Below are 25,479 nucleotides of genomic sequence, written 5' to 3' on the forward strand. Positions count from 1 at the left end.
TTGACGTTAGGATAATTTCTTTGCTAAATCCTCGGCTCTCGGGTGGTAGTACCGCATCAACATCCGTGGGTCTTTGTAGCCGGTGATTTTTGTTAATTCATGCATGGGGAAGATCGACGCCAAGCGGGAAGTTGCCTCATGCCGCAGGTCGTGAAAGCGAAGATTGGTCAAAAATTTTCCGTCTGGCTTCAATTCGGCCGCCCGGCACTCATCTATGTATATCTTCCGGGCCCGTGTCACTGCACGTTCGAAGGCTCGGGTGACGGCGTCGGTGCGAATCTCAAACACGCGGTCGGCGTTGTTATCGCCGTTGTTGGTCGAATTGCCTTTGGCGTCGTACAAGGCTTTCAATGGCTGGAGCACTGCAACAGCACGCGAAGACAGAGGCACGTCACGGGCGTTCCCATTCTTCGTCGACGGTAGATGCACGACGCAGCGATTGAGGTCCACGTGCATCCACAACAGGGACACTATCTCGCCCCGCCGCATCGCGGTTTCGACGGCTAGATTAATGATGGGCGGCAGCAATCTCGAGCCACTAGCCCTCGACACGCGTTCAAGTTCGCCGTCTTGTGCGCCGCGTTCAAAGTCGGACTTTCCCACGCCATGAGCAACGGTAGTGGTGCAGCCAGCAGCAATGCGACGAGTGCGTGCGTTATTTGGCTGGGGCTTTCGCACGAGCTCGACTGGATTCGAAAGGCTTTCCATGCCCCATTCTCTTCGGGCGATGTTGAAAACGTGTGACAAGACCGCTAAGCGACGTAGCACTGTCGCTGGCTTGTAGTTCTTCAGCCATTCGTCCCGAAGCTTCGCAATATCTGCGCTACGGATCCCGGCCAGCGGCCGTTTAGCTAATTCGTCTGCTTGGCAAGTCCTAATGACGGATGATTCCTGCGCAACGCCCTTCTTTGACCGCGAGACTTCTTCCGCATAACGTTTCAGTGCTTCGAAAAGCGTCGTCGCCTCGGCCTCACTGCGGCTGACCCACACACCGCGAGACATCTCCGATTCGATCAAGGTGGCCCAAGCTTCCGCCTCAGCTTTGGTATTAAAGGTTTTGCTTTGCGCTGGATAGCCACGTCGGCGTACCTGCGCCTCCCATTGGTACTGCCCACGCTTTCGAATGGTCGGCATTTCTGGTGTTTGCTCAAGTGAGTGTGGCGATATTGTGGCAAATATTCGAGACTGAAGCTATAAGCCCCAAGCCACAAGACCAGGTTTTTACATTCGCAATGCGAAGGTCGGGAATTCGATCCTCCTCCTCTCCACCACGAATCCAAAGGGCCTGGCTCAAACCCAGGCCCTTTCCCATTTCTGCACCCATCTGCACTTCCCCAACCGGCTAAACTGATCGCCATACAAAACATGCGAGGCCCGCATGCACTTCGAGATCCGCGAAATCGACCACGTCGTCATCCGCTGCGCCGATCTCGACCGCATGGTGGACTTCTATCGCGTCGTATTAGGTTGTCCGGTCGAGAAGGAGCAGCGCGATATCGGCCTCGTGCAGATGCGCGCGGGCCGTTCGCTGATCGATCTGCTGGCCGTCGGCGCGAAAATCGATCGGCCGGAGAGCGGTCAGCCCGGCGCGGGTGGCAATATGGATCATCTGTGCGTGCGCGTCGAACCGTTCGATGCCGACACGTTACGCGCGCATCTCGAAAAGCATGGCGCGCGCATCGGTGAAGAGGCGCGACGATACGGCGCCGAAGGCTTCGGCCCGTCGCTCTATTTCTTCGATCCGGAAGGCAACATGATCGAGTTCAAAGGTCGGCCCGACGTCTGATGTTCAGGCCGCGCCGTCCTTCAGAACGTTCCAGCGGATCGCGACGGCGTCGGCAGTCTCGCTGCCTAGCGTGACGTCGCCGTCCTGCACCATCATCTGCAAACGCATCGTCCGTTCGGCCAGCTTGCCGAGCGCTTCTGCGATGCCATCCGCGAGCGACCAGACCGTCACGTTCTGCAACCGTTCGACCTTGCCCTTCACGCCGTTCCACCAGATATCCGCGGTCTTTCCCGCATACGCGATCACGATCACGCGCTCCGAGCGGCCACTCGCCTTCGAGATGCGCCGTTCGTCCGGCTGGCCGACTTCGATCCACGTCTGGATCTGCCCGGTGAGATCCTTTTGCCACAGATCGGGCTCATCCGTGTCGGACAAGCCTTTGCAGAATTCGAGACGCTCGTCGGCGAACATGCCGAACGCGGCGACGCGCACCATCATCCGTTCGTCCGTCTCCGAGGGATGGCGCGCAATGGTCAGGGAATGATCGCCGTAGTAGTGGCGATCCATGTCGGCAATTTGCAGGTCTGCCTTGTAGATCGTGGATTTGAGAGCCATTCAGCATCGGACGCCGGTCTTTCGGCCAGCGGAAAAGAATTGTCGAGATGGCGCGAGCATTTGCGCGCGAAACCGACATTGTGCGGGGAATCGAAGGAAATTTGGAAGACGCCGACGCGCACGATCGTGCTTCGATCGCGGCGGAATGGATCGATGGCCTGTTGCCGCCGATTAATTCACGGATAAATCCCGCTTCCGGCGCAATTCAATAATCGCGCCGGATCGTCGGCTGGATATTCTGCGAGGAACCGCTTATTGATCGATGAAACGATCCGCGGTCCACATACCTTGCGTGTCGCTATTTGAGGCGTTGACGAATTCGATGTCATGGCCCACCACGCGAATCACGCGAAAATGCGAATCGACCGGAGTCGAAATGCATTCGAAACCCTCGAAGAACTGCTGCATCTTCTGATGCTCGCCGGCTTTCGCGTGTTGATCGGCCGAATCGAACTTGTCCTTGGATAAGCAGCCATACGAGTTTGGCCTGAAAGTGAACGTCTGCTGAGGCTGAATAACGCCGTCTTGGGCTTGCGCTGCGGAAACGGTTGCAAACAAACCCATCATCGCGAAGAGAATACCGACGCGTCTTTTCATGTATAGCCCCCAAACGAAACCGTTTCGAAATTAGCTATGTATTTAAAAGCGGCTGACCGCAAAACTCATGCTAGTTGACGGAGGCAAACTTGCAAGCATATGTTATGTGCGACCGCAACACGTCAGAATGTCGCAGGCGCTTTTCAAGTGAAGCGGCGATTGAAATCCAGTTAAAAATCGCGAAAACGAAGCGCGAAAAGAAATGAAAGCTCGCTCTTATGCCGGAAGGACTGTGACAATTTGCCTGCCGCGCGCGCGTGGTGCGTTGCATTAGACGCCCGTGAGACTGATCCAACACATAACGACCGATGCGCTCTGCGCGCGTCAAGATGGCCAATCGGCCTATTGCACGCGTTCGGCGTTCATGGATAAATCGACGCATCGAACTCTGGAGATCAAGCATGACCCTTGCCCAATGGCTGCCGTTCGCGATCGCGTCGGCGATCCTCGTCGCGATTCCCGGCCCGACCGTGCTGCTCGTCGTGTCCTACGCGCTCGGCCACGGCCGCAAGTACGCATTCGCGACGACCATCGGCGTCGCGCTCGGCGACCTTACCGCGATGACCGCATCGATGCTCGGCCTCGGCGTGGTGCTGGCGGCATCGGCTGAATTGTTCATGGTCGTGAAGTGGATCGGCGCGGCGTATCTCGTGTACCTCGGCATCAAGCTTTGGCGCGCGCCGGTGGTCGATACGGACGCGGTCCAGCCTACCGGCGAACTGCGCACGAGCCGAATCATGGCCCACGCGTACGCCGTCACGACGTTGAACCCGAAGAGCATCATTTTCTTCGTCGCGTTCGTGCCGCAATTCGTCGATCCCCACGCGGCGAGCGTGTCGCAGATCGCGATTCTCGAAGCAACCTTCGTCGGACTGGCGGCCGCCAACGCGTTCGCCTACGCGCTGCTCGCGTCCGGCGCGCGCAAGGCGATCCGCAAGGCTTCCGTGCAGCGCGCGGTGAACCGCACCGGCGGCGCGCTCCTGATGGGCGCGGGCATTTTCGCCGCGGCATGGAAAAAAGCAGCATGAGTCAGCCGGACGATTGGACCGCAAGCGCGCGGCGCGTGTATTTCGGCCTGCTCGACGACTGGAACAGGCAGGACGCGGCCGCGATGGCGGCGCGCTTCACGGAGCGCGGCAGTCTTGTCGGTTTCGACGGCAGCGCCATCGACGGGCGCGCCTGCATCGAGGCGCATCTTCAGCCGATTTTCGCCCAGCATCCGACGCCGCGTTTCGTCGCGAAGGTGCGCGAGGTGAGGCGCATGGCGAACGGGCAGACGTTGCTGCTGCGTGCCGTCGCGGGCATGTGGCCGCGCGGCGCGACGGCGCTCGAGCCGAGTCTGAACGCGGTTCAGACGATGGTGCTGTCGCTTTGCGATGGCGTGTACCGGATCGAGATGTTCCAGAACACGCCTGCCGCGTTTCACGGACGGCCGGAAGAAAGCGAAAAGCTCAGCGTGGAATTGCGCGAGCTCGGCAAACCGGCGGGCGCGTAGTTATTTGGACGTCTACTTTCCGATGCAGAAGCGGCTGAAAATCACGCCGAGCAAGTCATCGGAAGTGAATTCGCCCGTGATCGCGTTGAGATCGTCTTGCGCGAGCCGCAGTTCTTCCGCGAAAAGATCGAGCACTTGCGACTGTTGATCGGCATGTCCGGCGGCGAGCGCGAGATGTTCCCGCGCCTCGCGCAGCGCGATCAGATGACGCTCGCGGGCGAGATACACGCTCTCTGCGCCCGCTTGCCAGCCCGCGATCTTCAGCAGCTCGTCGCGCAGCAGCGAAATGCCATCGCCGGTTTTCGCCGACAGATTGACTTCGCGCGCGTGACCTTCCGCATCGCGCACAGATGACGGCGCGCCCGCGAGGTCTGTCTTGTTCATCACTCGCACGACGGGCACGCCAGCCGGAAAGCGCGCCGCGATGGCCTGATCTTCCGGCGTCACGCCTTCGCGCGCATCGAGCAGATGCAGCACGACATCAGCGCGCTCGATTTCGCCCCACGTGCGCTCGATGCCAATGCGCTCCACCTCGTCCTGCGTCTCGCGCAGCCCCGCCGTGTCGATGATGTGCAGCGGAATGCCTTCGACCTGGATCGTCTGCGCGACCTTGTCGCGCGTCGTTCCGGCAATCGGCGTGACGATCGCCAGTTCCGCGCCCGCGAGCGCATTCAGCAGCGACGACTTGCCCACGTTCGGCTGGCCCGCGAGCACGACCGACAAACCCTCGCGCAAAAGCGCGCCCTGACGCGCGTCGGCGAGAACCGTGTCGAGCCGCTCGCGGATGCGCGCGAGCTTCCCGCGCGCGTCCGCGGCTTCGAGAAAGTCGATCTCTTCCTCGGGAAAATCCAGCGTCGCTTCGACGAGCATGCGCAGCGTGATCACGTCTTCGACCAGCGCATGGATCTCGCGCGAGAACGCGCCTTCCAGCGAACGCCCGGCCGAGCGCGCGGCGGCTTCGGTGCTCGCTTCGATCAGATCGGCGACGGCCTCCGCCTGCGCCAGATCGAGCTTGTCGTTGAGAAACGCGCGTCGCGTGAATTCACCCGGCTCGGCGAGCCGCAGGCCGAAATCGCGGCCGGCTTCGATCGCCCGTTGCAGGACGAGTTGCAGCACGATCGGGCCGCCGTGTCCTTGCAACTCCAGCACATGCTCGCCGGTGTAGGAGTTGGGCGCGGGGAAATAGAGCGCGATGCCGCGGTCGAGCGCTTCGCCGTTGCCGTCGCTAAACGGCACGTAGCTCGCATGACGCGGCGCGAGCGCCTGGCCGCACAACGCGTGCATCGCCTTTTGCGCGGCGGCCTCGCCTGCGCGACCGAACGACAGCCGCACGACGCCGATCCCGCCACGCCCCGGTGCGGTGGCGATTGCGACGATTGGATCGGTGTCGTTGCTCAGCATGTCGATGCGCAATGTGATGGTTTCAAAGTGCGGGCATTGTAGCGCGGCGTCTGATTCCCTTTGTCCAGCGCTGTCGGAAGCGTCCCGTATGAATTATCTTTTTTGAGATAGAGGATCCCAACGAAACGGAAAGCGAAACTTCGTGCATTGAAGAACGCAAGCCGCGCAGCGATTGGCGATATGATGCAAGCTCGCTGCCAAACGGCAATCAACAACAACACTTAATCAAGATAAAGAGGCGCAGCCTCGCGCCAAAAGTAGCGCAATTGGTTGACTGGTAAGCAGCGATTGCCTCGCACAATCCAGCCCATGCCTACACCACAAGAAAAGGCCGATTTCTCCGAGCGGCTCAAATTCTCGATGACCCGCGCACCCGAAAAGATGCGCGGAGCGACTGATCTCGCATTGCACTTCAACCTGCGCTATCAAGGCGAGCCCGTTTCGCCGCAGACGGCGCACAAGTGGCTCACCGCGCGTTCGATCCCGACCGCCGACAAGCTGAAGACGCTCGCCGACTGGTTCAAGGTCGACCAACACTGGCTGCACTACGGGCCGCCGCCGAGCGGCAATCCGCAGGTCACGCCGAAGCCGCTTGCGCGCGACGAGCAATATCCCGCGTCCGAGGAGACGCTCGAACTGGCGACGAAGATCGAAGCGCTGTCGCCGCATCATCGATACTTGCTCGAGGAGCTCGTCGAGCAGTTCTACGGATCGATGAAGCGGTAAATTCCCACTCCACCAAAACAAAACGCCCGGCCAGAGCCGGGCGTTTTCGCATCAGAAGCAGACGCAGCGCTTACGCCGCCTTCTTACTCTTTCCCATCATGCGCGTGATGTAGTACTGCTGCGCGATCGACAGCACGTTGTTCACCACGTAGTACAGCACGAGACCGGCCGGGAAGAAGAAGAACATGACCGAGAACGCGATCGGCATGAACATCATCATCTTGGCCTGAACGGGGTCCGGCGGCGTGGGGTTCAGCTTCGTCTGCAGGAACATCGAGACGGCCATCAGCACCGGCAGGATGAAATACGGGTCTTGCTGCGACAGATCGTGAATCCAGCCGATCCACGGCGCGCCGCGCATTTCCACCGACGACAGCAGCACCCAGTACAGCGAGATGAACACCGGAATCTGCACGACGACCGGCAGACAGCCGCCGAACGGATTGACCTTCTCGGTCTTGTACAGCGACATCAGTTCGGCGTTCATCTTCTGCGGATCGCTCTTGAAGCGCTCGCGGATCTGCTGCATGCGCGGCGTGATTTCCTTCATGCGCGCCATCGACTTGTAGCTCGCCGCCGACAGCGGGAAGAACACGGCCTTGATGAGCAGCGTGAGCAGCACGATCGCCCAGCCCCAGTTGCCGACATAGCTGTGAATCTTCTCGAGCAGCCAGAAGAGCGGCTTGGCGATGATCGTCACCATGCCGTAGTCCTTCACCAGCTCCAGACCCGGCGCGATGCCTTCGAGCATGCGCTCTTCTTCCGGACCGGCGAAGAGACGCGCATCGACGTTCACGGTCTGTCCCGGCGCGATGGTCTGCGCGGGCATCGTCACGCCGACGCGGTACAGGTCCGGGTCGATCTTCTGCACGTAGATGTCGCGCTTCACGCCTTGCTGCGGAATCCACGCGGACGCGAAATAGTGCTGCACCATCGCGATCCAGCCGTTATCCGACGAGGTCTCGAACGTTGCCTTGTTCTTGTCGATGTCGGAGAAGTCGATCTTCTGGAAGTGCTTCTGATCCGTGTAGACCGCCGGCCCGATGAAGGTATGCGAGAAGCGCGGCGTCTCGACCGGCGTGTTGTCGCGCACGAGCTCCATGTAGAGCTTCGGCGTGACCGGCGCGGTGCCCACGTTCTCGATCTTCGTATCGACGTTGATCACATAGCTGCCGCGCGTGAACGTGTAGGTCTTGATGACCTTCACGCCACCCTTCGCGGGCGATTCGAACGCGATCTTCAGCGTCTTTTCGTCGCCCGTCAGCGAAGTCTGGCCGGGAACGGGCGTGAAGATGTCGTTGTGATTCGGGAAATCGCCGCCGAGCAGGCCCGTGCGCGCGAGATACGTGTGGTTCGCGGTGTGATCGAACAGCGTGATGTAAAGGTCCGGCTGCTTGCCGTCGCCTTCCTTGACCAGCGAAAGCTTCGAGAGTGTGCCGCCGCGCGTGTCGATTTCACCGGAATACACGTCCGTCGTGAACTTGACGAGCTGCGATTGCGCCGTGGCGGGCGGCGTCGTCGATCCGGGAGCGGCCGTGCCCGCGGGCGCGTTCGGCAGTTCGGACGGCTGCGCGCCGGATGCGGCCGAGCCCGGTGCCGGGTTGCTGGCGGTCTTCGCCGGTTGCGTCGCGCTCGGGAAGAACATCGACGGGCGCCCATGGTCGCGTTGCCAGTTGTCGAACAGCAGGACAACTGACACGAAGAAGATGACCCATAGGACGGTGCGTTTGATATCCATGCGTTGTCTCAGTGTCGATCGGAAAGCGCTTTAGCGCCGTTTGGTGTTGAAAGCTTGTCTTGCCCGGGGCTTGCGGCGTCCGCGCCAGATTCTTGTGCGTTGGGAGGCGGCACGAGATCGACGCCGCCCGCCGAAAGAGGATGGCAGCGGCAAAGCCGCTTCACGGCGAGATACGTGCCATGCGCGGCGCCATGATACTGGATTGCCTCGCGCGCGTAGTCGGAACAGGAAGGATAAAAGCGGCACCGGTTGCCGAGCAGAGGGCTCACAGCAACCTTGTAGAAGCGCAACAACGCGATGAGTGCCGTTTGCATAAGCTTCGCGCCGCGCGCCGGACTTGCCGTGGAGGCGAGTCTGCGCAATCCGCGCTTCATGACCCTGACGGGCCGGATGATTCGTCGACGGCGGGCGCCTCGGGCGGCGCCGCCACGGTTTCGGCCCTGCGGCGCGCGGCTTCGCGCACGGCACGGTCGAACAAAGTTTCCAGCTCGCTGCCGACGAGCGCCCGAAGCGGCGGGGAGCTCGCGCTCGGCATTGCCTTGCGGTCGATCTTCGCGTGCAGCCGCACGAGAATGTCGAATCCGTCCAACTGCGTGCGACGCAGCCGGAACGCATCGCGCGCAAGCCGTTTGATCAGATTGCGCGTGACGGCGCGCGGCGCCTGCTTCTTGCCGATCACCAGCCCGAGCCGCGCTTCCTTTCCGGACGGCTTGCCGTACAGAACGAAATGCGGCGAACGGCGCCAGGGGCGCAAACGAAAAACGGATGAGAACTCATCCGTTTTCAGCAGCCTTGCGGCCTTGGGGAACGCGGCCTGCGCCGGCAACTGAACGATGTCCTGTCTCAAGACTTCTATGCGGCGCGTGAGCGGCTCGCCGTCGAGTGCGACATCCAACCGCGAGCGAACACTCGGCAGACTTAGATGGCCAGGCGCTTGCGGCCCTTCGCGCGGCGAGCGTTGATGACCTTGCGGCCGCCAGCGGTCTTCATGCGAACGCGAAAGCCGTGGGTGCGCTTGCGACGGGTAACGGAAGGTTGGTAAGTACGTTTCATGGTGCTCTCACTTGAGTTGATTGACCGCGCGGGCTAAGGCTCCAGTGTGGTCACTGCAAGCGCGATGGCCGGAGGTTCAGGAATTCTGTTTTCGCGGAACCCGCTATTTAAACCGTTTTCCTATTGACCGTCAATAGTTTAGCGCCACCGAACGCGTATTCCTGCGCATTTCCACCGCGTTCGACGTGCTGATTTGACCCTGTGGATAACTCGCGCGCCACCCTCGTTTGGCGTTAGAATCTCGCCTTACTCCCAAATATCCGCCCGCTGCTTCGGCCCGCCGTCCGCCCGCAAACCCTTGCGGCGTAAGCCTCCGGAGCATCCCTGCTCGGCCGTGCCGGGACTTGTCCGAACGTTCGGCAAGCACGGCCCGCAGGTGCGGAGCAAACCATAACGACCGCATTCGATGAACGATTTCTGGGAACACTGTTCCGCACTGCTTGCGCGCGAACTCACGCCGCAGCAGTACGTCACGTGGATCAAGCCGCTGACCCCGGTCGACTTCGATGCCGGCGCGAACACCTTGCGCATCGCCGCTCCCAATCGCTTCAAGCTCGACTGGGTGAAGAGCCAGTTCTCGGGCCGCATCGCCGATGTGGCGCGCGACTTCTTCAGCGCGCCCATCGACGTGCAATTCGTCCTCGATCCGAAAGCGACCGCGCGCAACGCCATCGGCGGCGGACCGAATGCCGGGCCACGTCCGACCGCGAGCGCGCCCGTCGCGCCCCGCGCCCCGGCGCCGGCTGCGGCCGCGCCTCAGGCGCCGACGGTCGTTGCGCATGCGAACGCCACCGCGCACATCAACGCGCTCGCCGCAGAAGCGGCACAGCAGGCGCAAGCCACGCAGGAAGATCAGGCCGATCTCGACCTGCCGAGCCTCGACGCCAACGAAGCCGCTGCCGGCCGACGCACGTGGCGTCCGGGCGGCGCGCCTTCGGCCGCGGGTGAAAACGATTCCGCCTACGAGCGCTCGAAACTGAACCCGGTGCTGACGTTCGACAACTTCGTCACCGGTAAGGCGAACCAGCTCGCGCGCGCGGCGGCCATTCAGGTCGCGGACAACCCCGGCATTTCGTACAACCCGCTCTTTCTGTATGGCGGCGTGGGTCTCGGCAAGACGCACCTGATTCACGCCATCGGCAATCAGTTGCTGATGGACAAGGCGGGCGCGCGCATCCGCTACATCCACGCTGAACAATACGTGTCCGATGTCGTGAAGGCGTACCAGCGCAAGGCGTTCGACGACTTCAAGCGCTATTACCACTCGCTCGATCTGCTGCTCATCGACGATATTCAGTTCTTCTCCGGCAAGTCGCGCACGCAGGAAGAGTTCTTCTACGCGTTCGAGGCGCTCGTCGCGAACAAGGCGCAGGTCATCATCACGAGCGACACGTATCCGAAGGAAATCTCCGGCATCGACGATCGCCTGATCTCGCGCTTCGACTCCGGTCTCACGGTCGCGATCGAGCCGCCCGAACTGGAAATGCGCGTCGCGATTCTGATGAGGAAGGCGCTGTCGGAAGGCGTGAGCCTGTCGGAGGACGTCGCGTTCTTCGTCGCGAAGCATCTGCGCTCGAACGTGCGCGAGCTCGAAGGCGCGCTGCGCAAGATCCTCGCGTATTCGAAGTTCCATGGCCGCGACATCACGATCGAACTGACCAAGGAAGCGCTCAAAGACCTGCTGACGGTGCAGAACCGGCAGATCTCGGTGGAGAACATCCAGAAGACGGTGGCTGATTTCTACAACATCAAGGTCGCCGACATGTATTCGAAAAAGAGGCCGGCTAACATTGCGCGCCCGCGCCAGATCGCGATGTATCTGGCGAAGGAACTGACGCAAAAGAGCCTGCCCGAGATCGGCGAACTGTTCGGCGGACGCGATCACACGACCGTGCTCCACGCGGTGCGCAAGATCGCGGCCGAGCGCGGCACCGATGCGCAGTTGAACCACGAACTGCACGTGCTCGAACAGACGCTGAAGGGCTAAGCGACCGATCGACGCTTTGCCAGGAACGCACGCGTCATTTATTGCGCCCGGCGGCCTGTTTTTTAACGAAAACGTCCCCATTTTTAGGGAGCGGTTCCGTTTTGAGGCACAATATAGGTTTAGCCGTCCGTGGCCTGGGCGGCATTCGAGCGCAGTTTTCGCGAGTGACCGGCGGGGGGCCGGCAACGCGTGTTACGAGGTTGTCCGTCGGGCAAATCTGGTGGCGAAACCGGCGGACAGGCCGTCACATCAACGAAGGAACTCTATGCAACTGGTCAAGACCGAACGAGATAATCTTCTAAGGCCGCTGCAAACCGTGAGCGGCATCGTAGAACGCCGCCATACGTTGCCGATCCTCGCGAATTTGCTCATCACCAAGAACGGCGCCGATGTGTCGTTCCTCTCGACCGACCTCGAACTCCAGATCACGACGCGCGCCGATTTCGGCGTCGGCAGCGATCAGGTCGCCACGACGGTCGCAGCGCGCAAGCTGCTCGACATTCTGCGCGCGATGCCTTCGGGCGAAGTCGTGCTCGACCTCTCCGACAAGCGTCTCACGGTGCGTTCGGGCAAGAGCCGCTTCGCGCTCCAGACGCTCGCCGCCGACGAATTTCCCACGGTCAACCAGGCTACTGACTTCGGCGCGAGCCTTTCGGTTCCGCAGAAGACGTTCCGCCAGTTGCTCGGCATGGTTTATTTCGCGATGGCCCAGCAGGACATCCGCTACTACCTGAACGGCATGCTGCTCGTGGTGGATGGCGACCAGCTGATGGCGGTCGCGACCGACGGCCACCGTCTCGCGTTCTCGTCGATGAAGATCGAAGGTTCGTTCCCGCGTCAGGAAGTCATCATTCCGCGCAAGACGATTCTCGAGTTGCAGCGCCTGCTCGAAGACATCGACGACTCGTTGAGGATCGACATCGCCGCGACGCAGGTGAAGTTCAGCTTCGGTCAGGTGGAACTGGTGTCGAAGCTCGTCGAGGGCAAGTTCCCCGACTTCCAGCGCGTGATTCCGAAGTCGCACAAGAACACGTTCGAGATCGGCCGCGAAGAGTTGCAGCGCTCGCTGCAGCGCGCGGCGATTCTCACGTCCGACAAGTTCAAGGGCGTGCGCTGCCTCGTCGAGCCGGGCCAGCTCAAGATCATGTCCACGAACGCGGACCAGGAAGAGGCGCAGGAAGAACTGGAAATCGCTTATCAGGGCGATTCCGTCGATATCGGATTCAACGTCACGTATCTGCTCGACGTGCTCGCGAATCTGAAGGTCGACACGCTCAAGGTGAGCCTTGGCGACGCCAATTCCAGCGCGCTCATCACGATTCCCGAGAACGAGGAATTCAAGTATGTGGTGATGCCGATGCGTATCTGACGCACGCAATACCGAGAACACTCCAAGGGGCGGCGCGCCCCTTTGGCGTTTTTAAGGTGTTTTGAAAAGTTCGAGCAGTAATCGCAGCGTTATCGAAGCAGTGTCGAAGCAGTGACGCAGAACCGGAAAAAATCCATGACTGAAAACACAAATTCGCAACCCGACAACAAGCCTGACAACAGCTACGGCGCATCGTCGATCCAGATCCTCGAGGGTCTGGAGGCCGTGCGCAAGCGGCCGGGCATGTATATCGGCGATACGTCGGATGGCACCGGTCTGCATCACCTCGTTTTCGAAGTGTTGGACAACTCCATCGACGAAGCGCTCGCCGGATATTGCGACGACATTCACGTCGTCATTCACGCGGACAACTCGATTTCCGTCACCGACAACGGCCGCGGCGTGCCCACGGGTCTGAAGCGCGACGACAAGCACGATCCGAAGCGTAGCGCCGCCGAAATCGTGATGACCGAGTTGCACGCGGGCGGCAAATTCGACCAGAACAGCTACAAGGTGTCGGGCGGCCTGCACGGCGTGGGCGTGTCGTGCGTGAACGCGCTGTCGGAGTGGCTGCGCTTGACCGTGCGCCGCGACGGCAAGAAGCACTTCATGGAGTTCGCGCGCGGCGTCGTGCAGAACCGCGAGCTCGTCGAGGAAGACGGCGTGCAGTATTCGCCGATGCCGGTCGTCGGCGAAACGGAAAATCGCGGCACCGAAGTGCACTTTCTGGCGGACGCGACTATCTTCGGCAATGTCGAATTCCACTACGACATTCTCGCCAAGCGCATGCGCGAGCTTTCGTTCCTGAACAACGGCGTGCGGATTCGCTTGACGGATCAGCGCACCGGCAAGGAAGACGATTTCGCGTTCGCGGGCGGCGTGAAGGGTTTCGTCGAGTACATCAACAAGGCGAAGCAGGTGCTGCATCCGACCGTATTCCACGCGGTCGGCGAGCGCGAGAACGTGACCGTCGAAGTGGCGATGCAGTGGAACGACAGCTTCAACGAAAGCGTGCTGTGCTTCACTAACAACATTCCGCAGCGCGACGGCGGCACGCACTTGACGGGCCTGCGCGCGGCGATGACGCGCGTCATCAACAAGTACATCACCGATAACGACATCGCGAAGAAGGCGAAGGTCGAGACCACCGGCGACGACATGCGCGAAGGTTTGTCGTGCGTGCTGTCGGTGAAGGTGCCGGAGCCGAAGTTCAGCTCGCAGACGAAGGACAAGCTCGTGTCGTCGGAAGTGCGCGCGCCGGTCGAGGAAATCGTCGCGAAGGCGCTGGAAGATTATCTGCAGGAAACGCCGAACGACGCGAAGATCATCACGGGCAAGATCGTTGATGCCGCGCGTGCTCGCGATGCCGCGCGCAAGGCGCGTGAGATGACGCGTCGCAAGGGCGTGCTCGACGGCATCGGTTTGCCGGGCAAGCTCGCGGATTGTCAGGAGAAGGATCCGGCGAAGTCCGAGATTTATATCGTCGAGGGCGACTCGGCGGGTGGATCGGCGAAGCAGGGACGCGACCGCAAGTTCCAGGCGATCCTGCCGCTGCGCGGCAAGGTGCTGAACGTCGAGAAGGCGCGCTTCGACAAACTGCTGTCTTCCGAGCAGATCGTGACGCTGGTGACGGCGCTCGGCTGCGGCATCGGCAAGGACGACTACAACCTCGACAAGCTGCGCTATCACCGCATCATCATCATGACCGATGCGGACGTCGACGGCGCGCACATCCGCACGCTGCTGCTCACGTTCTTCTATCGGCAGATGCCGGAGATCGTCGAGCGCGGGTACATCTATATCGCGCAGCCGCCGCTTTACAAGATCAAGGCGGGCAAGGACGAGCGCTATATGAAGGACGCGCACGAGCTCAATCAGCATATGTTGAAGCTGGCGTTGCAAGGGTCCGAACTCATCCCGAGCGAAGGCGCCGATCCGATCTCCGGCGATGCGTTGGGCGAGCTCGCGCGTGCTTATTTGCTGGCGCAGGCCGTCGTCGATCGTCTCAGCCGCATTTACGACGCGGCTTCGCTGGAGGCCGTGATGGACGGCGTGGTGATCGATCTGTCGTCGCAAGAAGCGGCGGAGGCATCGGCGAAGCGTCTGGAAGAGCGTCTGCGTGCCGACCCGCTGAAGCCGGAAGTGAGCGTCGAACCGGCTTACGATCAGGTGCGTGAGCTGCGCTCGCTGCATGTCAAGCGGCGTCATCATGGCAACGTGAAGGTCACGGTGTTCGACGAAGACCTGCAGCTGACCGCGGATTACAAGCAGCTCGTTTCGACGGCGGATACCTTCAAGGGCTTGATCGGCGAAGGCGCGTTGATCAAGCGCGGCGAGCGCTCGATGGCGGTGACGGATTTCAAGAGCGCGATGAAGTGGCTGATCGCGGATGCCGAGCGCAACGTTTCGAAGCAGCGCTATAAGGGCTTGGGCGAGATGAATCCCGAGCAGCTGTGGGAAACGACGATGGATCCGAACGTGCGGCGTTTGCTGCGCGTGCAGATCGAGGACGCGATCGCGGCGGATGGCATCTTTACGACGCTGATGGGTGATGATGTCGAGCCGCGTCGGGCGTTTATCGAGAATAACGCGCTGCGCGCGGGGAATATTGATGTTTGATTGCTGATTGTCTCTGCATCATCCAAACCCGTGTCCGCGCAAGCGGCACGGGTTTGTCTTTTCGCGCATCACGCGCTTTGCCGCAACGGCAACCAAATCTCCGTCACCAGATCCCCCGGCGCGGTCTCCCTCGGATCATTCACATAAACCTCGAAAACCGGCGCCTCTCCGGTTTCACGCCCGGAGCGCGGCAACCATTCCCCATACAACCACTGATACGCAAAACAAAGCTGCGCATACGGCCCGATATGCGTGAGCACCGCAAACTCCCCACCCGCGACTTCCACCCGCGAAACCGGCGGTTCGAACTTCACATCGTCGGGGGAGAAGAGCTCACAACAAGCCATCGAGCGCAAATCGTCTTCGGCGACGGCGGAAGGATCATCGAAATAAATCCCGAGCGAGCGCGCCCGCGGATCGACCAGCCCGCGCACCGCGAGCCAGTGAAACAGCATCTCGAACCCCCGCCCGATATTCATGTACGACCCGCGATGCTCCATCGCCGCGACCGTAAATCCACGCTGACTACGAATATCGACCTGATGCATCGCCGTATCTCCTGATCGAACTTCATCCAAAGGAACGAATCTCGAAGCGCCGCCCTCACTGCGAAACTGCGCCGGCGGAATCCGATAACTCGCCTGAAACGCCCGCGAAAACGCCTGCACGCTGCTGTAACCCGCGTGTTCGGCGATCGAATCGATCGGCAGGGCGCCCTGCAAAAGCTCGTTCGACGCGCGATGCAGCCGCAAGCGTCGGACGGTCGCCGCCGCCGTCTCTCCATAAAACGCGTGATAAATCCGATGCCAGTGATACGGCGACAAACACGCCACCTCGGCGAGCCGATTGAGATCGAGCGCGTCGTCGAGATGATCGTGGATATACGCGACCACGCGCGCGAGCCGCGTCTCATAAGACTTTTCGCTCATCGCCAGCTCCGAAAGGAAAGAGAACCCGATGTCAGGAAACGTAGCACGACCCGCTTTAGCATTTCTTGCGGACTTGCGCCGACCGCGCCGCCACGAGACACGCGTACACTTTCGCCTTTGAGCGCACGAACGCGCCACGAACCGAGAAATACGAACATGTTCACCTGCCGAAACCAGTCCTGCGGCGCCGATTGGGCGCTGTCGGACGTCGATATTCACAACGAGGGCCAAGGCCTGCTGTTCCGCTGCCCGATGTGCGGCGCGCGCAACTACGTCACGCGCCACGAGACCAACGACGGCGACGTGACCTACGAGCAAGTCCAGGACATCACGCCGCACGGCAAGCGATAACCGACATGACCACCGACACCTCTTTCAGCAGCCTGCCGCTCTCGCCGGCGATGCAGTCGAATCTGCAGCAGCTCGGCTATCTGTCGATGACGCCGATCCAGGCCGCGAGCCTGCCGCCGGCGCTCGCGGGCCACGATCTCATCGCGCAGGCGAAAACGGGCAGCGGCAAGACCGCTGCTTTCACGCTGCCGCTGCTCGCCAAACTCGATGCGACCCGCTTCGCGGTGCAAGCGCTCGTTCTCTGTCCGACGCGCGAACTCGCCGATCAGGTCACGCAGGAAATCCGCCGCCTGGCGCGCGCGGAAGAGAACGTGAAAGTGCTGACGCTGTGCGGCGGCACGCCGATGCGCCCGCAGATCGCGAGTCTCGAGCACGGCGCGCATATCATCGTCGGCACGCCGGGACGCATCATGGATCACCTGCAGCGCGAGACGCTTTCGCTCGATGCGGTCCGCACGCTCGTCCTCGACGAAGCGGATCGCATGCTCGACATGGGTTTCTTCGACGATATCGCGTCGGTCGCGCGCCAATGCCCGAAAGATCGTCAGACGCTGCTCTTTTCGGCGACGTATCCGGAAGGCATCGCGAAACTGAGCCAGCAGTTCCTGCGCAATCCGCGCGAAATCAAGCTCAAGGAACAGCACAGCAACGCGAAGATCAAGCAGCGCTTCTATCAGGTCGAGGATCACGAGCGCCTGCATGCCGTCGGCTTGCTGCTCGATCACTATCGCCCGGTCAGTACGATCGCGTTCTGCAACACGAAGCAGCAATGCCGCGATCTGCTCGACGTTCTGTCCGCGCAAGGCTTCGAAGCGCTGACCTTGCACGGCGAACTGGAGCAGCGCGAGCGCGACCAGGTGCTCGTGCAGTTCGCGAATCGCAGTTGCTCGGTGCTCGTCGCCACCGATGTCGCCGCGCGCGGGCTCGACATCGCGCAACTGGAAGCGGTGATCAACGTCGATGTGACGCCGGACCCGGAAGTGCATGTGCATCGCATTGGCCGCACCGGTCGCGGCGATGAGGAAGGCTGGGCGCTGTCGCTCGCGAGCATGGACGAAATGGGGCGCGTCGGCGCGATCGAAGAGGCGCAGCGCGCGGAAGTGGAATGGCATCCGCTCGACGAACTGACGTCGGCGGAACCGGGTCATCTGAAGCCGCCGATGGCGACGCTGCAAATTCTCGGCGGCCGCAAGGACAAGATTCGCCCCGGCGACGTGCTCGGCGCGCTCACCGGCGAAGCGGGCTTCGACGGCAAGCAGATCGGCAAGATCAACGTGATGGACATGGTCACCTACGTGGCCGTCGAGCGAAAGGTCGCGGACGACGCCGTGCGCAAGCTGAGCGCGGGCAAGCTCAAAGGCCGCAAAGTGAAAGTGCGCCGGATGTGAGCGCGCTCACGCCTCGCGCGACGCGTCTCCCACGATACGCTCGGACGACTGTTTGCGCGTGACGAGCCGCAATCCGCTCGCGATGCTTCCCGCGCCCGCGAACGCCGCGCCCAGCGACAACGCGAGCGCCGGGCCATGCTTTCCGGCGATGCTGAAACACAACGCGACGAGCGCCGCGCCCGTCGCCTGTCCGATCAGACGCGACGTCGCGATCATGCCGCTCGCGCCGCCGCTGCGTTCGCGCGGCGCGCTCGACATGAACGCCTTCAGATTCGGCGACTGAAAGAAACCGAAGCCCGCGCCGCAAATCGCCATGCGAATGCAGATCTCCAGCGCATGCGGCTCTGCGGGCAGCATCGCGAGCGAAACCATTCCCACGCATAGAATCGCCAGCCCGACGCCGCCGAGCAGACCGGGCGCGTGACGATCGGAAAGACGTCCGGCGATCGGCGCCATGAGCGCGACGAGCGCGGACCACGGCGTCATCAGAAATCCTGTTTCGACCTGACTGCGACCGAGCACGCTTTCGAAGAAGAACGGCAGCGACACGAACGCGAGCCCTTGCGCGGCGAACGAGCAGATGGCGGTCATCGTCGAAAGGGCGAACATCGGGCGGCGGAAGAGATCGACGGGCAGCATCGGCGCGGGATGGCCGCGTTCGCGTCGCAGCAGCAGGAAGCCCGCGACGAGCGCGACGCCGAACGACGCGAGCACGGTGTGCGCGGGCGCGCGCTGGGCCGCTTCGCCGAGCGCGAAGATCAGCGACGCGAACGTGACGACGTTGAGCAGCGCCGCGAAACGATCGAAGCCGTGCGCTGCGCGCTTCGTCTGCGGCAGCGACGGCCACGCGATCATCAACGCGAACACGCCGACCGGCAAGTTGACCGCGAAGAGCCACGGCCAGGTGCCGAGCGAGAGGACGATCGACGCGACCGTCGGCCCGATCGCGAACGCGATCCCGACGACGAGCGCATTCAGCCCGACGCCGCGTCCGAGCCGGTGCGGCGGAAAAATCGCGCTGATGAGCGCCGCGTTGACGCTCATGATCGCGCTCGCGCCGAGGCCTTGCAGCAGGCGCGCGGCGACGAGCGTCGGCAGCGACCACGAAAACGCGCATACCGCCGACGCGATCAGAAACACGATCAGCCCGCCGAGATAGACGCGCCGATGCCCGAGAATGCCGCCGAGCGCGGCGAACGGGAGCAGCGTCGCGACCATCGCGAGCTGATAGGCGTTGATGATCCAGACGGAGGCCGCGGGCGTCGTGTGCAGATCGGCGGCGATCGCGGGCAGCGCGGTATTGGCGATGGCGGTGTCGAGCGTCGCCAGCGCGACCGAGAGCAGGATCGCGGCCATGCCGCGGCGCTCGAGCGGGGTCATCGGGGCGTCGGGGTCGTGAGGCAGGTCTTGCGGGCGTTCTTCGGTGGGCACGACGGGCATTCCGGATGTAAGCGGACGGAGAATAATCCGAAACGATACGGGAAGATTCGCGGTTTCGCTGGATGGGTGCCCGGGAGCTTTCAAAGCGATGTCAGCGGTTATGCTTTTACGGCTTTGGTTCATCGAAGGAGACCGATGATGACGATACGGATCGTGAGACTGGGAACGCCGCGCGCGGAGAACGAAGGATTGCGGATCGGCACGGTGCGGCGGCCGCCGCGCGGCGTGCCGAAGGCCGAGTTCGCGAAGCGCGATTTTTATGACGTGTGGTATCCGGTGCTAGCGCCGACGCCGGAACTGGTGACGCAGGCGCTTCATGCCGAGAACGACAAGGATTGGCGCGCGTTCGTGAAGAAGTTCAAAGCGGAGATGGCTGAGTCGGATGCGAGCAAGACGCTCGATTTGCTGGCGGCGTTGTCGCATACCGCGAACTTTTCGGTCGGGTGTTATTGCGAGGATGAGGCGCGGTGTCATCGCTCGGTGCTGCGGGAGTTGTTGCAGGCGCGCGGGGCGGAGGTGGTTTGAGAGTCCGATAACTCCAGAGCCGGAGTCTATAATTCGGCTTCAAGTGAGCGCCCGCGGCTGGGCGGGCGCGTCGGCAATCTGATTCGGATGTCTGAATTCAACCCGAACGGATGTCGCGATGGGGCAAGTAGTTAGTAGTGCATCCGAGTAAAAAGCTAAGATTGTTTCAGAAATGTCAACTCAACGTTATTCCGTTACTCCTCATCCGATCGAAACTTTGCTGACATGGGTGAAGTCCGGTGAAATCGCCATTCCAGAAATTCAGCGCCCATTCGTTTGGGAGGCAACTCGCGTCCGGAACCTGCTTGATTCGCTGTATCAGGGGTATCCGGTCGGCTATCTCATTGCGTGGAAGAATCCGAACGTAAAGCTCAAGGATGGTTCGACGTCGATGGGCAAGCGGATTTTGATCGACGGTCAGCAGCGCGTGACAGCGTTAATGGCTTCGTTGCTCGGTGTGGAGGTTCTCAACGACGACTACGAAACAGTTCAGATTCGTATCGCGTTCAATCCTCAAGAGGAGACGTTCGAAGTATCGAACCCGGCTATTCGCAAGAACAGTGCTTGGTTGCCGGACATAGCAGCAGTCTTCGACTCACAGACCAGCGTTTTCCAGTTGGTCAGCGACTACTGCATCGCCAACAACGGATGTACGCAAGACAGGATCTTTAACGTTCTCGAGAAACTGCGCGGCATTGTTCACAATCACGTGGGCGTCATCGAGCTGGCCGAGGATCTCGACATCGAAACCGTCACGGAGATCTTCATTCGTGTCAACTCGGCTGGAGCATCGCTGTCGCAAGCCGATTTCGCGATGTCGAAGATCGCGGTGAACGAGACGCATGGCGGAAACATGTTGCGCAAGGCGATCGACTATTTCTGCCATTTGGCCGTCGCGCCGGACTTCAAAGCAAAGATTGAAGCATCCGACAAGAGATTCGTTTCATCGGGCTTTTACGAAAAGATGAAATGGATCTGCAATGTCAACGATGACATTTACGATCCCACCTACACGGACATGTTGCGCGTTGCGTTCACGTCAGAATTCGGCCGCGGAAAGCTTCAGGATCTCGTTGCGCTTCTATCGGGCCGGAACTTCGAAACGAAGCAGTTCGAAGAGGCTATTGCGGAGCAATCCTTTGGTCAGTTGAAAAGCGGCGTGCTTTCGTTTATTAACGAGACGCACTTCAACCGATTCACGATGATTCTGCGCTCGGCCGGATTTGTCTCCAGGTCGCTCATCAGCAGCCAGAACGCAGTGAATTTCGCCTACGTTCTTTATCTCCGAGGGCGCAAGAATGGCATTCCTGCGGCGGAACTCGAGCGGATCGTTCGACGCTGGTACGCAATGTCTACGCTTCGGGGGCGCTATAGCGGATCACCCGAGTCTCAGTTCGACTTCGATATCCGACAAGTCGAATCGCAAGGCGTCAAGCAATACGTCGATGCGGTCATTGCGAACGAGTTGCCAGACAGTTTCTGGACTGGGATGCTGCCGCAGTTCATGACGACGTCTTCGATTAAGAGCCCATACTTTCTATGCTATATGGCTGCCCAAGCGAAGCTGGGTGATAAGGGATTCCTCTCCCGGGATATAACAGTGATGGATCTGTTACTCAATCAGGCGGACGTGCACCATCTCTATCCCAAGAAACATCTGGCCACTCAGCAATTCAAGGCGGCCATGTACAACCAGATCGCGAATTATGTCGTGGCGCAAAGCGAAATCAACATTGCGATTGGCGCGAAAGACCCCAAAGTCTACTTCGAGGAGCTGTTGATGCAATGTACAGGTGGAGACAGGAAGTATGGTGCCATCGACAAGCGAGAGGATCTCATCGCAAATCTTGAAGCCAACTGCGTTCCGGTCTCCATGCTGTATGGAAATGTCGACGAATATGACGTCTTTCTGGAGGAGCGTCGAAAGTTGATGGCCCTCAAGATCAAGGCCTGGTTCGAAGTGCTTTGAGAATTGTCGACGCGTAGGTTGTCGGCGAGGTGTATGCGACAACTGACAAACGAAATCAACCCGGTTGGAGGTCGCTACGTTCGGCCGGGTTTGCGATGCACTGCGCGCGCGACGGTCGTTGCATGAGAAAGACGCCGTGCTGATCCGACGCGCACGAAAAGCAAAAAGCCCGGTCAGCTTTCGCTAACCGGGCTTCGGAATTCTTTGGTGGGGCGTGAGTGACTCGAACACTCGACCTACGGATTAAGAGTCCGCTGCTCTACCAACTGAGCTAACGCCCCAACAGAAGCGAAATTATAGCGGGAGCTTTTGCAGAAGCGCAAGCCCTCGCAGCGAAAATTCTTAACTTTCTGACGAAACCGTCCCTGAAGGGCGTCTGCGAGCGCGCGACGCCCCGGTATCATGACGCATCTTCAGCCACCGCATCGCGAAAGAAGAACCATGGACGAAATCGCCATCCGCGCCTTGCTCGACGACATCCTCGCGCCGTGGGTCAAGGAACTGCGCCTCGCGCCCGGATCCATCGCCGAAAACGCCGTCACGCTGCGCTTGCCGTATTCGGATCATCTGCGTCACGCGGGCGGCGTCATCTGTGGGCAAGTTTTCATGGCCGCCGCCGACACCGCGATGGTCATCGCCGTCTCGCACATTCTCGGCGGGTTCCAGCCGATGACCACCGTCTCCCTCAACACCACATTCATGCGCCCGGTCAAAACCGGCGACGTGCTGATCACCGCGCACATCCAGCGCCGCGGCCGCAATCTCGTCTTCGGCGAAATCGAGATGCACGACGAACAAGGCGAACTCGCCGCGCACGCCACGACTACCTACGCGCTCATCAACAAGTGAACGACAAATAAATGTTCGACCAAGTCGTATTCGCCGGCGGCGGAAACCGCTGCTGGTGGCAAGCCGGCTTCTGGGACGTCATCCAGCCGGAACTGGATCTCACGCCGCGCATCATCGCGGGCATATCGGCGGGCGCGGCCACGGCGTGCATGCTCTACACGAACCAGTCGCGCTGGGTGATGGACTACTATGCCCACGCCCTGCGCGACAACACGCGCAACGCCTACTGGGGCAACCTGCTGCGCGGCCGATCGGTGTTTCCGCACTACCGCATCTATCGCCAGGCGCTGCTCGACATCTTCGCGAACCGCTTCCACGAACTCGCGTCGGCGCCCGAGATCCGCATCGGCGTGTCGCATCTGCCGCGCTGGCTCGGCGCGCGCAGCGCGGTCGCGGCGGGCCTCATCGCGTACAACATCGAAAAATACGTGCGCAAGACGCTGCATCCGACGCTCGGCCAGGCGCTCGGCTTTCATCCGGAATTCGTGAAGGCGCAGGAATGCGCGACGATCGAAGATCTCGCCGATCTCATCCTGCAATCGTCGAGCACGCCGCCGTTCACGCCGATCCTCCGGCGCAACGGCCGCCCGGTTCTCGATGGCGGCATGGTCGACAACGTGCCCGTCTCCGCGCTCGATCCATCGCCGGGACTCGTCCTCGTGATGGTCACGCGCCTCTATCCGCGCGAGCGCATGTTCGTCGTGCCGCACGGCGAGCAGAAGCGCCTTTACATCCAGCCGTCGCGCAAAGTGCCGATTTCGAGCTGGGACTATACGAGTCCGGCGCAAATGCAACATGCTTATGATCTGGGCCGCGCGGACGGCGAAGACTTCCTGGAACGTCTTCCGCGCCTGATGGAAACCGCTTCGCATCTCGCTTGAGGAGCAGACCGTGGCGAAGAAACACACGTACGAACTGACCGTCGACTGGACCGGCAATCTCGGTTCCGGCACATCGGCTTACGACGCGTATTCGCGCGATCACCTCGTGCGCGTCGGCACGAAGACGGCGATCGAGGCGTCGAGCGATCCGGCGTTTCGCGGCGATCCCGCGCGTCACAATCCCGAAGAGTTGTTCGTGGCGTCGCTCTCGTCGTGCCACATGCTCTGGTATCTGCACTTGTGCGCGACGAACAAGATCGCGGTGACCGGTTATGTCGATGAAGCCATCGGCACGATGCAGGAGGAATCGAAGGGCGACGGACGTTTCGTCGATGTGCTGCTGCGTCCGAAGGTGACGGTCGGCGCGGGCAGCGACGCCGGTCTCGCGGCGCGCCTGCACGAAGAGGCGCACCGCTTTTGCTTCATCGCGAACTCGGTGAATTTTCCGGTGCGCTGCGAGCCGTCGATCGAAATCTCGACGCTCTGATCTTCGCCGCGACGAAACTCAACGGCGGCGCGCGTGGTGAAGCGCTTCCTTGTTGAAAACGCTCGAGGTATCGCCCGCATCGAACGCGAGGATGTTCCTGAACGCCGCGCCGAAATACAGCTCGTAACTCTCGCGCTCCACATAGCCGATGTGCGGCGTGCAGATCACGTTCTCCAGACGCAGCAGGCCGTAGCCTTGCAGAATCGGCTCGCTTTCGAACACATCGACGGCGACCATGCCCGGCCGGTTGTGGTGCAGCGAGTTGAGCAGCGCGTTCTCTTCGAGCAGTTCGGCGCGGCTCGTGTTGACGAACAGCGCGGTCGGCTTCATACGCATCAGATCGTCCTGCTTGACGATGCCAGTCGTCTCGTCCGTCAGACGCAGATGCAGCGTGAGCACGTCGCTCTGTTCGAAAAGCGCCTCGCGGCTTTCGGCGACCGCGAATCCATCTTCGCGCGCGGCGCTTGCCGAATGCTCCCGTCCGTAGACGAGCACGTTCATGCCGAACGCTTTGCCGTAGCCCGCGACGAGCTTGCCGATCTTGCCGTAGCCCCAGATGCCGAGCGTCTGTCCGCGCAACACTTGGCCCAAGCCGAAATTCGGCGGCAGCGCCGATGTCTTCAACCCCGACTGCTGCCACGCGCCTTGCTTCAGGTTTGCGACGTACTGCGGAATGCGCCGCTGCGCCGACATGATGAGCGCCCACGTCAGTTCGGCGGGTGCGATCGGCGAACCTGTGCCTTCCAGCACTGCGATGCCGCGTTCCGTGCACGCATCGATATCGATATGCCCGCCGCCCGCGCGTCCCGTCTGGCTGATCATGCGCAGTTTCGGACATTTGTCGAGCAGTTGCGAGCTGATGCGCGTGCGTTCGCGAATCAGCACGAGCGCGTCCACTTCCGAAAGTCTGCTGGCCAACTGTCCGAGACCACGCACCGTGTTATTGAAGACCTTCACCTCATGGTCATCGAGCAGATGGAAGCAATCGAGCTTCCGGACGGCATCCTGGTAGTCGTCGAGAATGGCGATTTTCATGGGCATTGGGTGGCTTTTGTTAGGCATCAAACGTGCTGCTTTTTAATCGAAGGCGAGAATGTAGCGCTAAGTTCGGGTAAATACCGATAAATTGCGCTCTATTCGTCGTTATTGCGCTGCATCAACGAGTTCATGCAATGCAGTGTTATGCTTGACTCCCATTTTTCAGGAGCCTCGTCAGGCCGCGCCAAAATAAAGAAATTCGGCACAAGTAGCGGAAAACACGATGATCCGCGAGGAGACAGGCCACTTAGTATCTCTTTTTAACAGTTTGTTCCTTTGCGACGCAAGCCGCGAAA

At 61.0% G+C, this 25,479-nt stretch carries 25 protein-coding genes and 1 tRNA gene; 14 read left to right on the top strand and 12 right to left on the bottom strand.

What is annotated here, in order from left to right:
- Nucleotides 1–6: 6 nt before the first annotated feature.
- A complete protein-coding gene (locus NCS67_RS13460) occupies nt 7–1,134 on the bottom strand; it encodes an integrase (RefSeq protein ID WP_250435401.1) in 1,128 nt (375 codons plus the stop codon).
- Between the two features lie 244 nt (nt 1,135–1,378).
- On the opposite strand from NCS67_RS13460, the gene NCS67_RS13465 reads away from it, so the two are divergent.
- Nucleotides 1,379–1,786: a VOC family protein gene (locus NCS67_RS13465; protein WP_250435403.1), complete on the top strand. Its 408-nt coding sequence runs from the start codon at nt 1,379–1,381 to the stop codon at nt 1,784–1,786.
- Between the two features lie 3 nt (nt 1,787–1,789).
- Here the strand turns inward: NCS67_RS13465 and NCS67_RS13470 are convergent, their stop codons facing one another.
- Nucleotides 1,790–2,341 carry a YaeQ family protein gene (locus tag NCS67_RS13470; RefSeq protein ID WP_033536561.1) on the bottom strand — a complete coding sequence of 184 codons (552 nt, stop codon included), beginning with the start codon at nt 2,339–2,341 and terminating at the stop codon, nt 1,790–1,792.
- 252 nt (nt 2,342–2,593) lie between these two features.
- Nucleotides 2,594–2,938 (bottom strand): surface attachment protein Sap1, encoded by a 345-nt coding sequence (sap1, locus tag NCS67_RS13475; RefSeq protein WP_008352233.1) that lies wholly within the window; start codon nt 2,936–2,938, stop codon nt 2,594–2,596.
- Between the two features lie 401 nt (nt 2,939–3,339).
- Between sap1 and NCS67_RS13480 the strand changes: the two genes are divergently transcribed.
- Together NCS67_RS13480 and NCS67_RS13485 are read left to right on the top strand one after the other, a co-directional pair.
- Nucleotides 3,340–3,966: a LysE family translocator gene (locus tag NCS67_RS13480; RefSeq protein WP_239294320.1), complete on the top strand. Its 627-nt coding sequence runs from the start codon at nt 3,340–3,342 to the stop codon at nt 3,964–3,966.
- Complete coding sequence (locus NCS67_RS13485) at nt 3,963–4,433, top strand: SgcJ/EcaC family oxidoreductase (protein WP_008352231.1); 471 nt, start codon at nt 3,963–3,965, stop codon at nt 4,431–4,433. The genes NCS67_RS13480 and NCS67_RS13485 overlap by 4 nt, the downstream gene beginning before the upstream one ends.
- Nucleotides 4,434–4,445: 12 nt before the next feature.
- Here NCS67_RS13485 and mnmE read toward each other — a convergent pair whose 3' ends face one another.
- A complete protein-coding gene (mnmE, locus tag NCS67_RS13490; protein ID WP_008352230.1) occupies nt 4,446–5,834 on the bottom strand; it encodes a tRNA uridine-5-carboxymethylaminomethyl(34) synthesis GTPase MnmE in 1,389 nt (462 codons plus the stop codon).
- Nucleotides 5,835–6,143: 309 nt separating this feature from the next.
- Between mnmE and NCS67_RS13495 the strand changes: the two genes are divergently transcribed.
- Nucleotides 6,144–6,560, top strand: a complete 417-nt coding sequence (locus NCS67_RS13495; protein ID WP_008352229.1) for a transcriptional regulator — start codon at nt 6,144–6,146, stop codon at nt 6,558–6,560.
- Nucleotides 6,561–6,630: 70 nt separating this feature from the next.
- Here NCS67_RS13495 and yidC read toward each other — a convergent pair whose 3' ends face one another.
- The 4 genes from yidC to rpmH form a co-directional block, all read right to left on the bottom strand.
- Nucleotides 6,631–8,298 (bottom strand): membrane protein insertase YidC, encoded by a 1,668-nt coding sequence (yidC, locus tag NCS67_RS13500; RefSeq protein ID WP_008352228.1) that lies wholly within the window; start codon nt 8,296–8,298, stop codon nt 6,631–6,633.
- Nucleotides 8,299–8,306: 8 nt separating this feature from the next.
- Nucleotides 8,307–8,612 (bottom strand): membrane protein insertion efficiency factor YidD, encoded by a 306-nt coding sequence (gene yidD, locus NCS67_RS13505; RefSeq protein ID WP_033536595.1) that lies wholly within the window; start codon nt 8,610–8,612, stop codon nt 8,307–8,309.
- A gap of 56 nt (nt 8,613–8,668) precedes the next feature.
- A complete protein-coding gene (rnpA, locus tag NCS67_RS13510; protein WP_308196617.1) occupies nt 8,669–9,133 on the bottom strand; it encodes a ribonuclease P protein component in 465 nt (154 codons plus the stop codon).
- Between the two features lie 83 nt (nt 9,134–9,216).
- Nucleotides 9,217–9,351 (bottom strand): 50S ribosomal protein L34, encoded by a 135-nt coding sequence (rpmH, locus tag NCS67_RS13515; RefSeq protein WP_004198824.1) that lies wholly within the window; start codon nt 9,349–9,351, stop codon nt 9,217–9,219.
- Nucleotides 9,352–9,757: 406 nt separating this feature from the next.
- On the opposite strand from rpmH, the gene dnaA reads away from it, so the two are divergent.
- The 3 genes from dnaA (at nt 9,758) to gyrB (ending at nt 15,326) form a co-directional block, all read left to right on the top strand.
- Entirely contained in the window at nt 9,758–11,338 is a 1,581-nt protein-coding gene (dnaA, locus tag NCS67_RS13520; RefSeq protein WP_250435404.1) for a chromosomal replication initiator protein DnaA, read from the top strand.
- Between the two features lie 265 nt (nt 11,339–11,603).
- Nucleotides 11,604–12,707 (top strand): DNA polymerase III subunit beta, encoded by a 1,104-nt coding sequence (dnaN, locus tag NCS67_RS13525; protein ID WP_250435405.1) that lies wholly within the window; start codon nt 11,604–11,606, stop codon nt 12,705–12,707.
- 135 nt (nt 12,708–12,842) lie between these two features.
- Nucleotides 12,843–15,326 (top strand): DNA topoisomerase (ATP-hydrolyzing) subunit B, encoded by a 2,484-nt coding sequence (gyrB, locus tag NCS67_RS13530; protein ID WP_008352217.1) that lies wholly within the window; start codon nt 12,843–12,845, stop codon nt 15,324–15,326.
- A 68-nt stretch (nt 15,327–15,394) separates the two neighbouring features.
- On the opposite strand, the gene NCS67_RS13535 is transcribed toward gyrB, so the two are convergent.
- Complete coding sequence (locus tag NCS67_RS13535) at nt 15,395–16,255, bottom strand: AraC family transcriptional regulator (protein WP_250435440.1); 861 nt, start codon at nt 16,253–16,255, stop codon at nt 15,395–15,397.
- A 156-nt stretch (nt 16,256–16,411) separates the two neighbouring features.
- Here NCS67_RS13535 and NCS67_RS13540 point away from each other — a divergent pair, with 156 nt between their 5' ends.
- Both NCS67_RS13540 and dbpA read left to right on the top strand, forming a co-directional pair.
- On the top strand, nt 16,412–16,606 hold the full coding sequence (locus NCS67_RS13540) for a hypothetical protein (RefSeq protein ID WP_008352215.1): 195 nt from the start codon (nt 16,412–16,414) through the stop codon (nt 16,604–16,606).
- Nucleotides 16,607–16,611: 5 nt separating this feature from the next.
- Nucleotides 16,612–17,994, top strand: coding sequence for an ATP-dependent RNA helicase DbpA (gene dbpA / locus NCS67_RS13545; protein ID WP_034470302.1), 1,383 nt, complete (start codon nt 16,612–16,614; stop codon nt 17,992–17,994).
- A 6-nt stretch (nt 17,995–18,000) separates the two neighbouring features.
- On the opposite strand, the gene NCS67_RS13550 is transcribed toward dbpA, so the two are convergent.
- Nucleotides 18,001–19,374, bottom strand: a complete 1,374-nt coding sequence (locus tag NCS67_RS13550; protein ID WP_034470744.1) for an MFS transporter — start codon at nt 19,372–19,374, stop codon at nt 18,001–18,003.
- Between the two features lie 198 nt (nt 19,375–19,572).
- Here NCS67_RS13550 and NCS67_RS13555 point away from each other — a divergent pair, with 198 nt between their 5' ends.
- Both NCS67_RS13555 and NCS67_RS13560 read left to right on the top strand, forming a co-directional pair.
- Nucleotides 19,573–19,959, top strand: coding sequence for a DUF488 domain-containing protein (locus NCS67_RS13555; RefSeq protein WP_034470746.1), 387 nt, complete (start codon nt 19,573–19,575; stop codon nt 19,957–19,959).
- Between the two features lie 172 nt (nt 19,960–20,131).
- A complete protein-coding gene (locus NCS67_RS13560) occupies nt 20,132–21,928 on the top strand; it encodes a GmrSD restriction endonuclease domain-containing protein (protein ID WP_250435406.1) in 1,797 nt (598 codons plus the stop codon).
- A 205-nt stretch (nt 21,929–22,133) separates the two neighbouring features.
- Here NCS67_RS13560 and NCS67_RS13565 read toward each other — a convergent pair.
- A tRNA-Lys gene (locus NCS67_RS13565) sits at nt 22,134–22,209 on the bottom strand.
- Between the two features lie 160 nt (nt 22,210–22,369).
- Between NCS67_RS13565 and NCS67_RS13570 the strand changes: the two genes are divergently transcribed.
- Genes NCS67_RS13570 through NCS67_RS13580 form a run of 3 tightly spaced genes read left to right on the top strand, consistent with a single transcriptional unit; the run spans nt 22,370 to nt 24,145 of the window.
- Nucleotides 22,370–22,777 carry a PaaI family thioesterase gene (locus NCS67_RS13570; RefSeq protein ID WP_250435407.1) on the top strand — a complete coding sequence of 136 codons (408 nt, stop codon included), beginning with the start codon at nt 22,370–22,372 and terminating at the stop codon, nt 22,775–22,777.
- A gap of 11 nt (nt 22,778–22,788) precedes the next feature.
- Entirely contained in the window at nt 22,789–23,658 is an 870-nt protein-coding gene (locus NCS67_RS13575; RefSeq protein WP_250435408.1) for a patatin-like phospholipase family protein, read from the top strand.
- A 10-nt stretch (nt 23,659–23,668) separates the two neighbouring features.
- A complete protein-coding gene (locus NCS67_RS13580; protein ID WP_250435409.1) occupies nt 23,669–24,145 on the top strand; it encodes an OsmC family protein in 477 nt (158 codons plus the stop codon).
- Between the two features lie 18 nt (nt 24,146–24,163).
- Here the strand turns inward: NCS67_RS13580 and NCS67_RS13585 are convergent, their stop codons facing one another.
- The gene (locus NCS67_RS13585) at nt 24,164–25,180 is read right to left on the bottom strand and encodes a D-2-hydroxyacid dehydrogenase family protein (protein ID WP_008352199.1); all 1,017 of its coding nucleotides are present in this window, start codon (nt 25,178–25,180) and stop codon (nt 24,164–24,166) included.
- Between the last annotated feature and the right edge of the window lie 299 nt (nt 25,181–25,479).

It is taken from the genome of Caballeronia sp. ATUFL_F2_KS9A (assembly GCF_023630765.1).
In the GTDB taxonomy this organism is placed as follows: Bacteria; Pseudomonadota; Gammaproteobacteria; order Burkholderiales; family Burkholderiaceae; genus Caballeronia; species Caballeronia zhejiangensis.

What these genes read in the sequence shown, in the direction of transcription:
- NCS67_RS13460 (WP_250435401.1), bottom strand. Translation starts at nt 1,134, where the DNA reads ATGCCGACCATTCGAAAGCGTGGGCAGTACCAATGGGAGGCGCAGGTA.
- NCS67_RS13465 (WP_250435403.1), top strand. Translation starts at nt 1,379, where the DNA reads ATGCACTTCGAGATCCGCGAAATCGACCACGTCGTCATCCGCTGCGCC.
- NCS67_RS13470 (WP_033536561.1), bottom strand. Translation starts at nt 2,341, where the DNA reads ATGGCTCTCAAATCCACGATCTACAAGGCAGACCTGCAAATTGCCGAC.
- sap1 (WP_008352233.1), bottom strand. Translation starts at nt 2,938, where the DNA reads ATGAAAAGACGCGTCGGTATTCTCTTCGCGATGATGGGTTTGTTTGCA.
- NCS67_RS13480 (WP_239294320.1), top strand. Translation starts at nt 3,340, where the DNA reads ATGACCCTTGCCCAATGGCTGCCGTTCGCGATCGCGTCGGCGATCCTC.
- NCS67_RS13485 (WP_008352231.1), top strand. Translation starts at nt 3,963, where the DNA reads ATGAGTCAGCCGGACGATTGGACCGCAAGCGCGCGGCGCGTGTATTTC.
- mnmE (WP_008352230.1), bottom strand. Translation starts at nt 5,834, where the DNA reads ATGCTGAGCAACGACACCGATCCAATCGTCGCAATCGCCACCGCACCG.
- NCS67_RS13495 (WP_008352229.1), top strand. Translation starts at nt 6,144, where the DNA reads ATGCCTACACCACAAGAAAAGGCCGATTTCTCCGAGCGGCTCAAATTC.
- yidC (WP_008352228.1), bottom strand. Translation starts at nt 8,298, where the DNA reads ATGGATATCAAACGCACCGTCCTATGGGTCATCTTCTTCGTGTCAGTT.
- yidD (WP_033536595.1), bottom strand. Translation starts at nt 8,612, where the DNA reads ATGCAAACGGCACTCATCGCGTTGTTGCGCTTCTACAAGGTTGCTGTG.
- rpmH (WP_004198824.1), bottom strand. Translation starts at nt 9,351, where the DNA reads ATGAAACGTACTTACCAACCTTCCGTTACCCGTCGCAAGCGCACCCAC.
- dnaA (WP_250435404.1), top strand. Translation starts at nt 9,758, where the DNA reads ATGAACGATTTCTGGGAACACTGTTCCGCACTGCTTGCGCGCGAACTC.
- dnaN (WP_250435405.1), top strand. Translation starts at nt 11,604, where the DNA reads ATGCAACTGGTCAAGACCGAACGAGATAATCTTCTAAGGCCGCTGCAA.
- gyrB (WP_008352217.1), top strand. Translation starts at nt 12,843, where the DNA reads ATGACTGAAAACACAAATTCGCAACCCGACAACAAGCCTGACAACAGC.
- NCS67_RS13535 (WP_250435440.1), bottom strand. Translation starts at nt 16,255, where the DNA reads ATGAGCGAAAAGTCTTATGAGACGCGGCTCGCGCGCGTGGTCGCGTAT.
- NCS67_RS13540 (WP_008352215.1), top strand. Translation starts at nt 16,412, where the DNA reads ATGTTCACCTGCCGAAACCAGTCCTGCGGCGCCGATTGGGCGCTGTCG.
- dbpA (WP_034470302.1), top strand. Translation starts at nt 16,612, where the DNA reads ATGACCACCGACACCTCTTTCAGCAGCCTGCCGCTCTCGCCGGCGATG.
- NCS67_RS13550 (WP_034470744.1), bottom strand. Translation starts at nt 19,374, where the DNA reads ATGACCCCGCTCGAGCGCCGCGGCATGGCCGCGATCCTGCTCTCGGTC.
- NCS67_RS13555 (WP_034470746.1), top strand. Translation starts at nt 19,573, where the DNA reads ATGACGATACGGATCGTGAGACTGGGAACGCCGCGCGCGGAGAACGAA.
- NCS67_RS13560 (WP_250435406.1), top strand. Translation starts at nt 20,132, where the DNA reads ATGTCAACTCAACGTTATTCCGTTACTCCTCATCCGATCGAAACTTTG.
- NCS67_RS13570 (WP_250435407.1), top strand. Translation starts at nt 22,370, where the DNA reads ATGGACGAAATCGCCATCCGCGCCTTGCTCGACGACATCCTCGCGCCG.
- NCS67_RS13575 (WP_250435408.1), top strand. Translation starts at nt 22,789, where the DNA reads ATGTTCGACCAAGTCGTATTCGCCGGCGGCGGAAACCGCTGCTGGTGG.
- NCS67_RS13585 (WP_008352199.1), bottom strand. Translation starts at nt 25,180, where the DNA reads ATGAAAATCGCCATTCTCGACGACTACCAGGATGCCGTCCGGAAGCTC.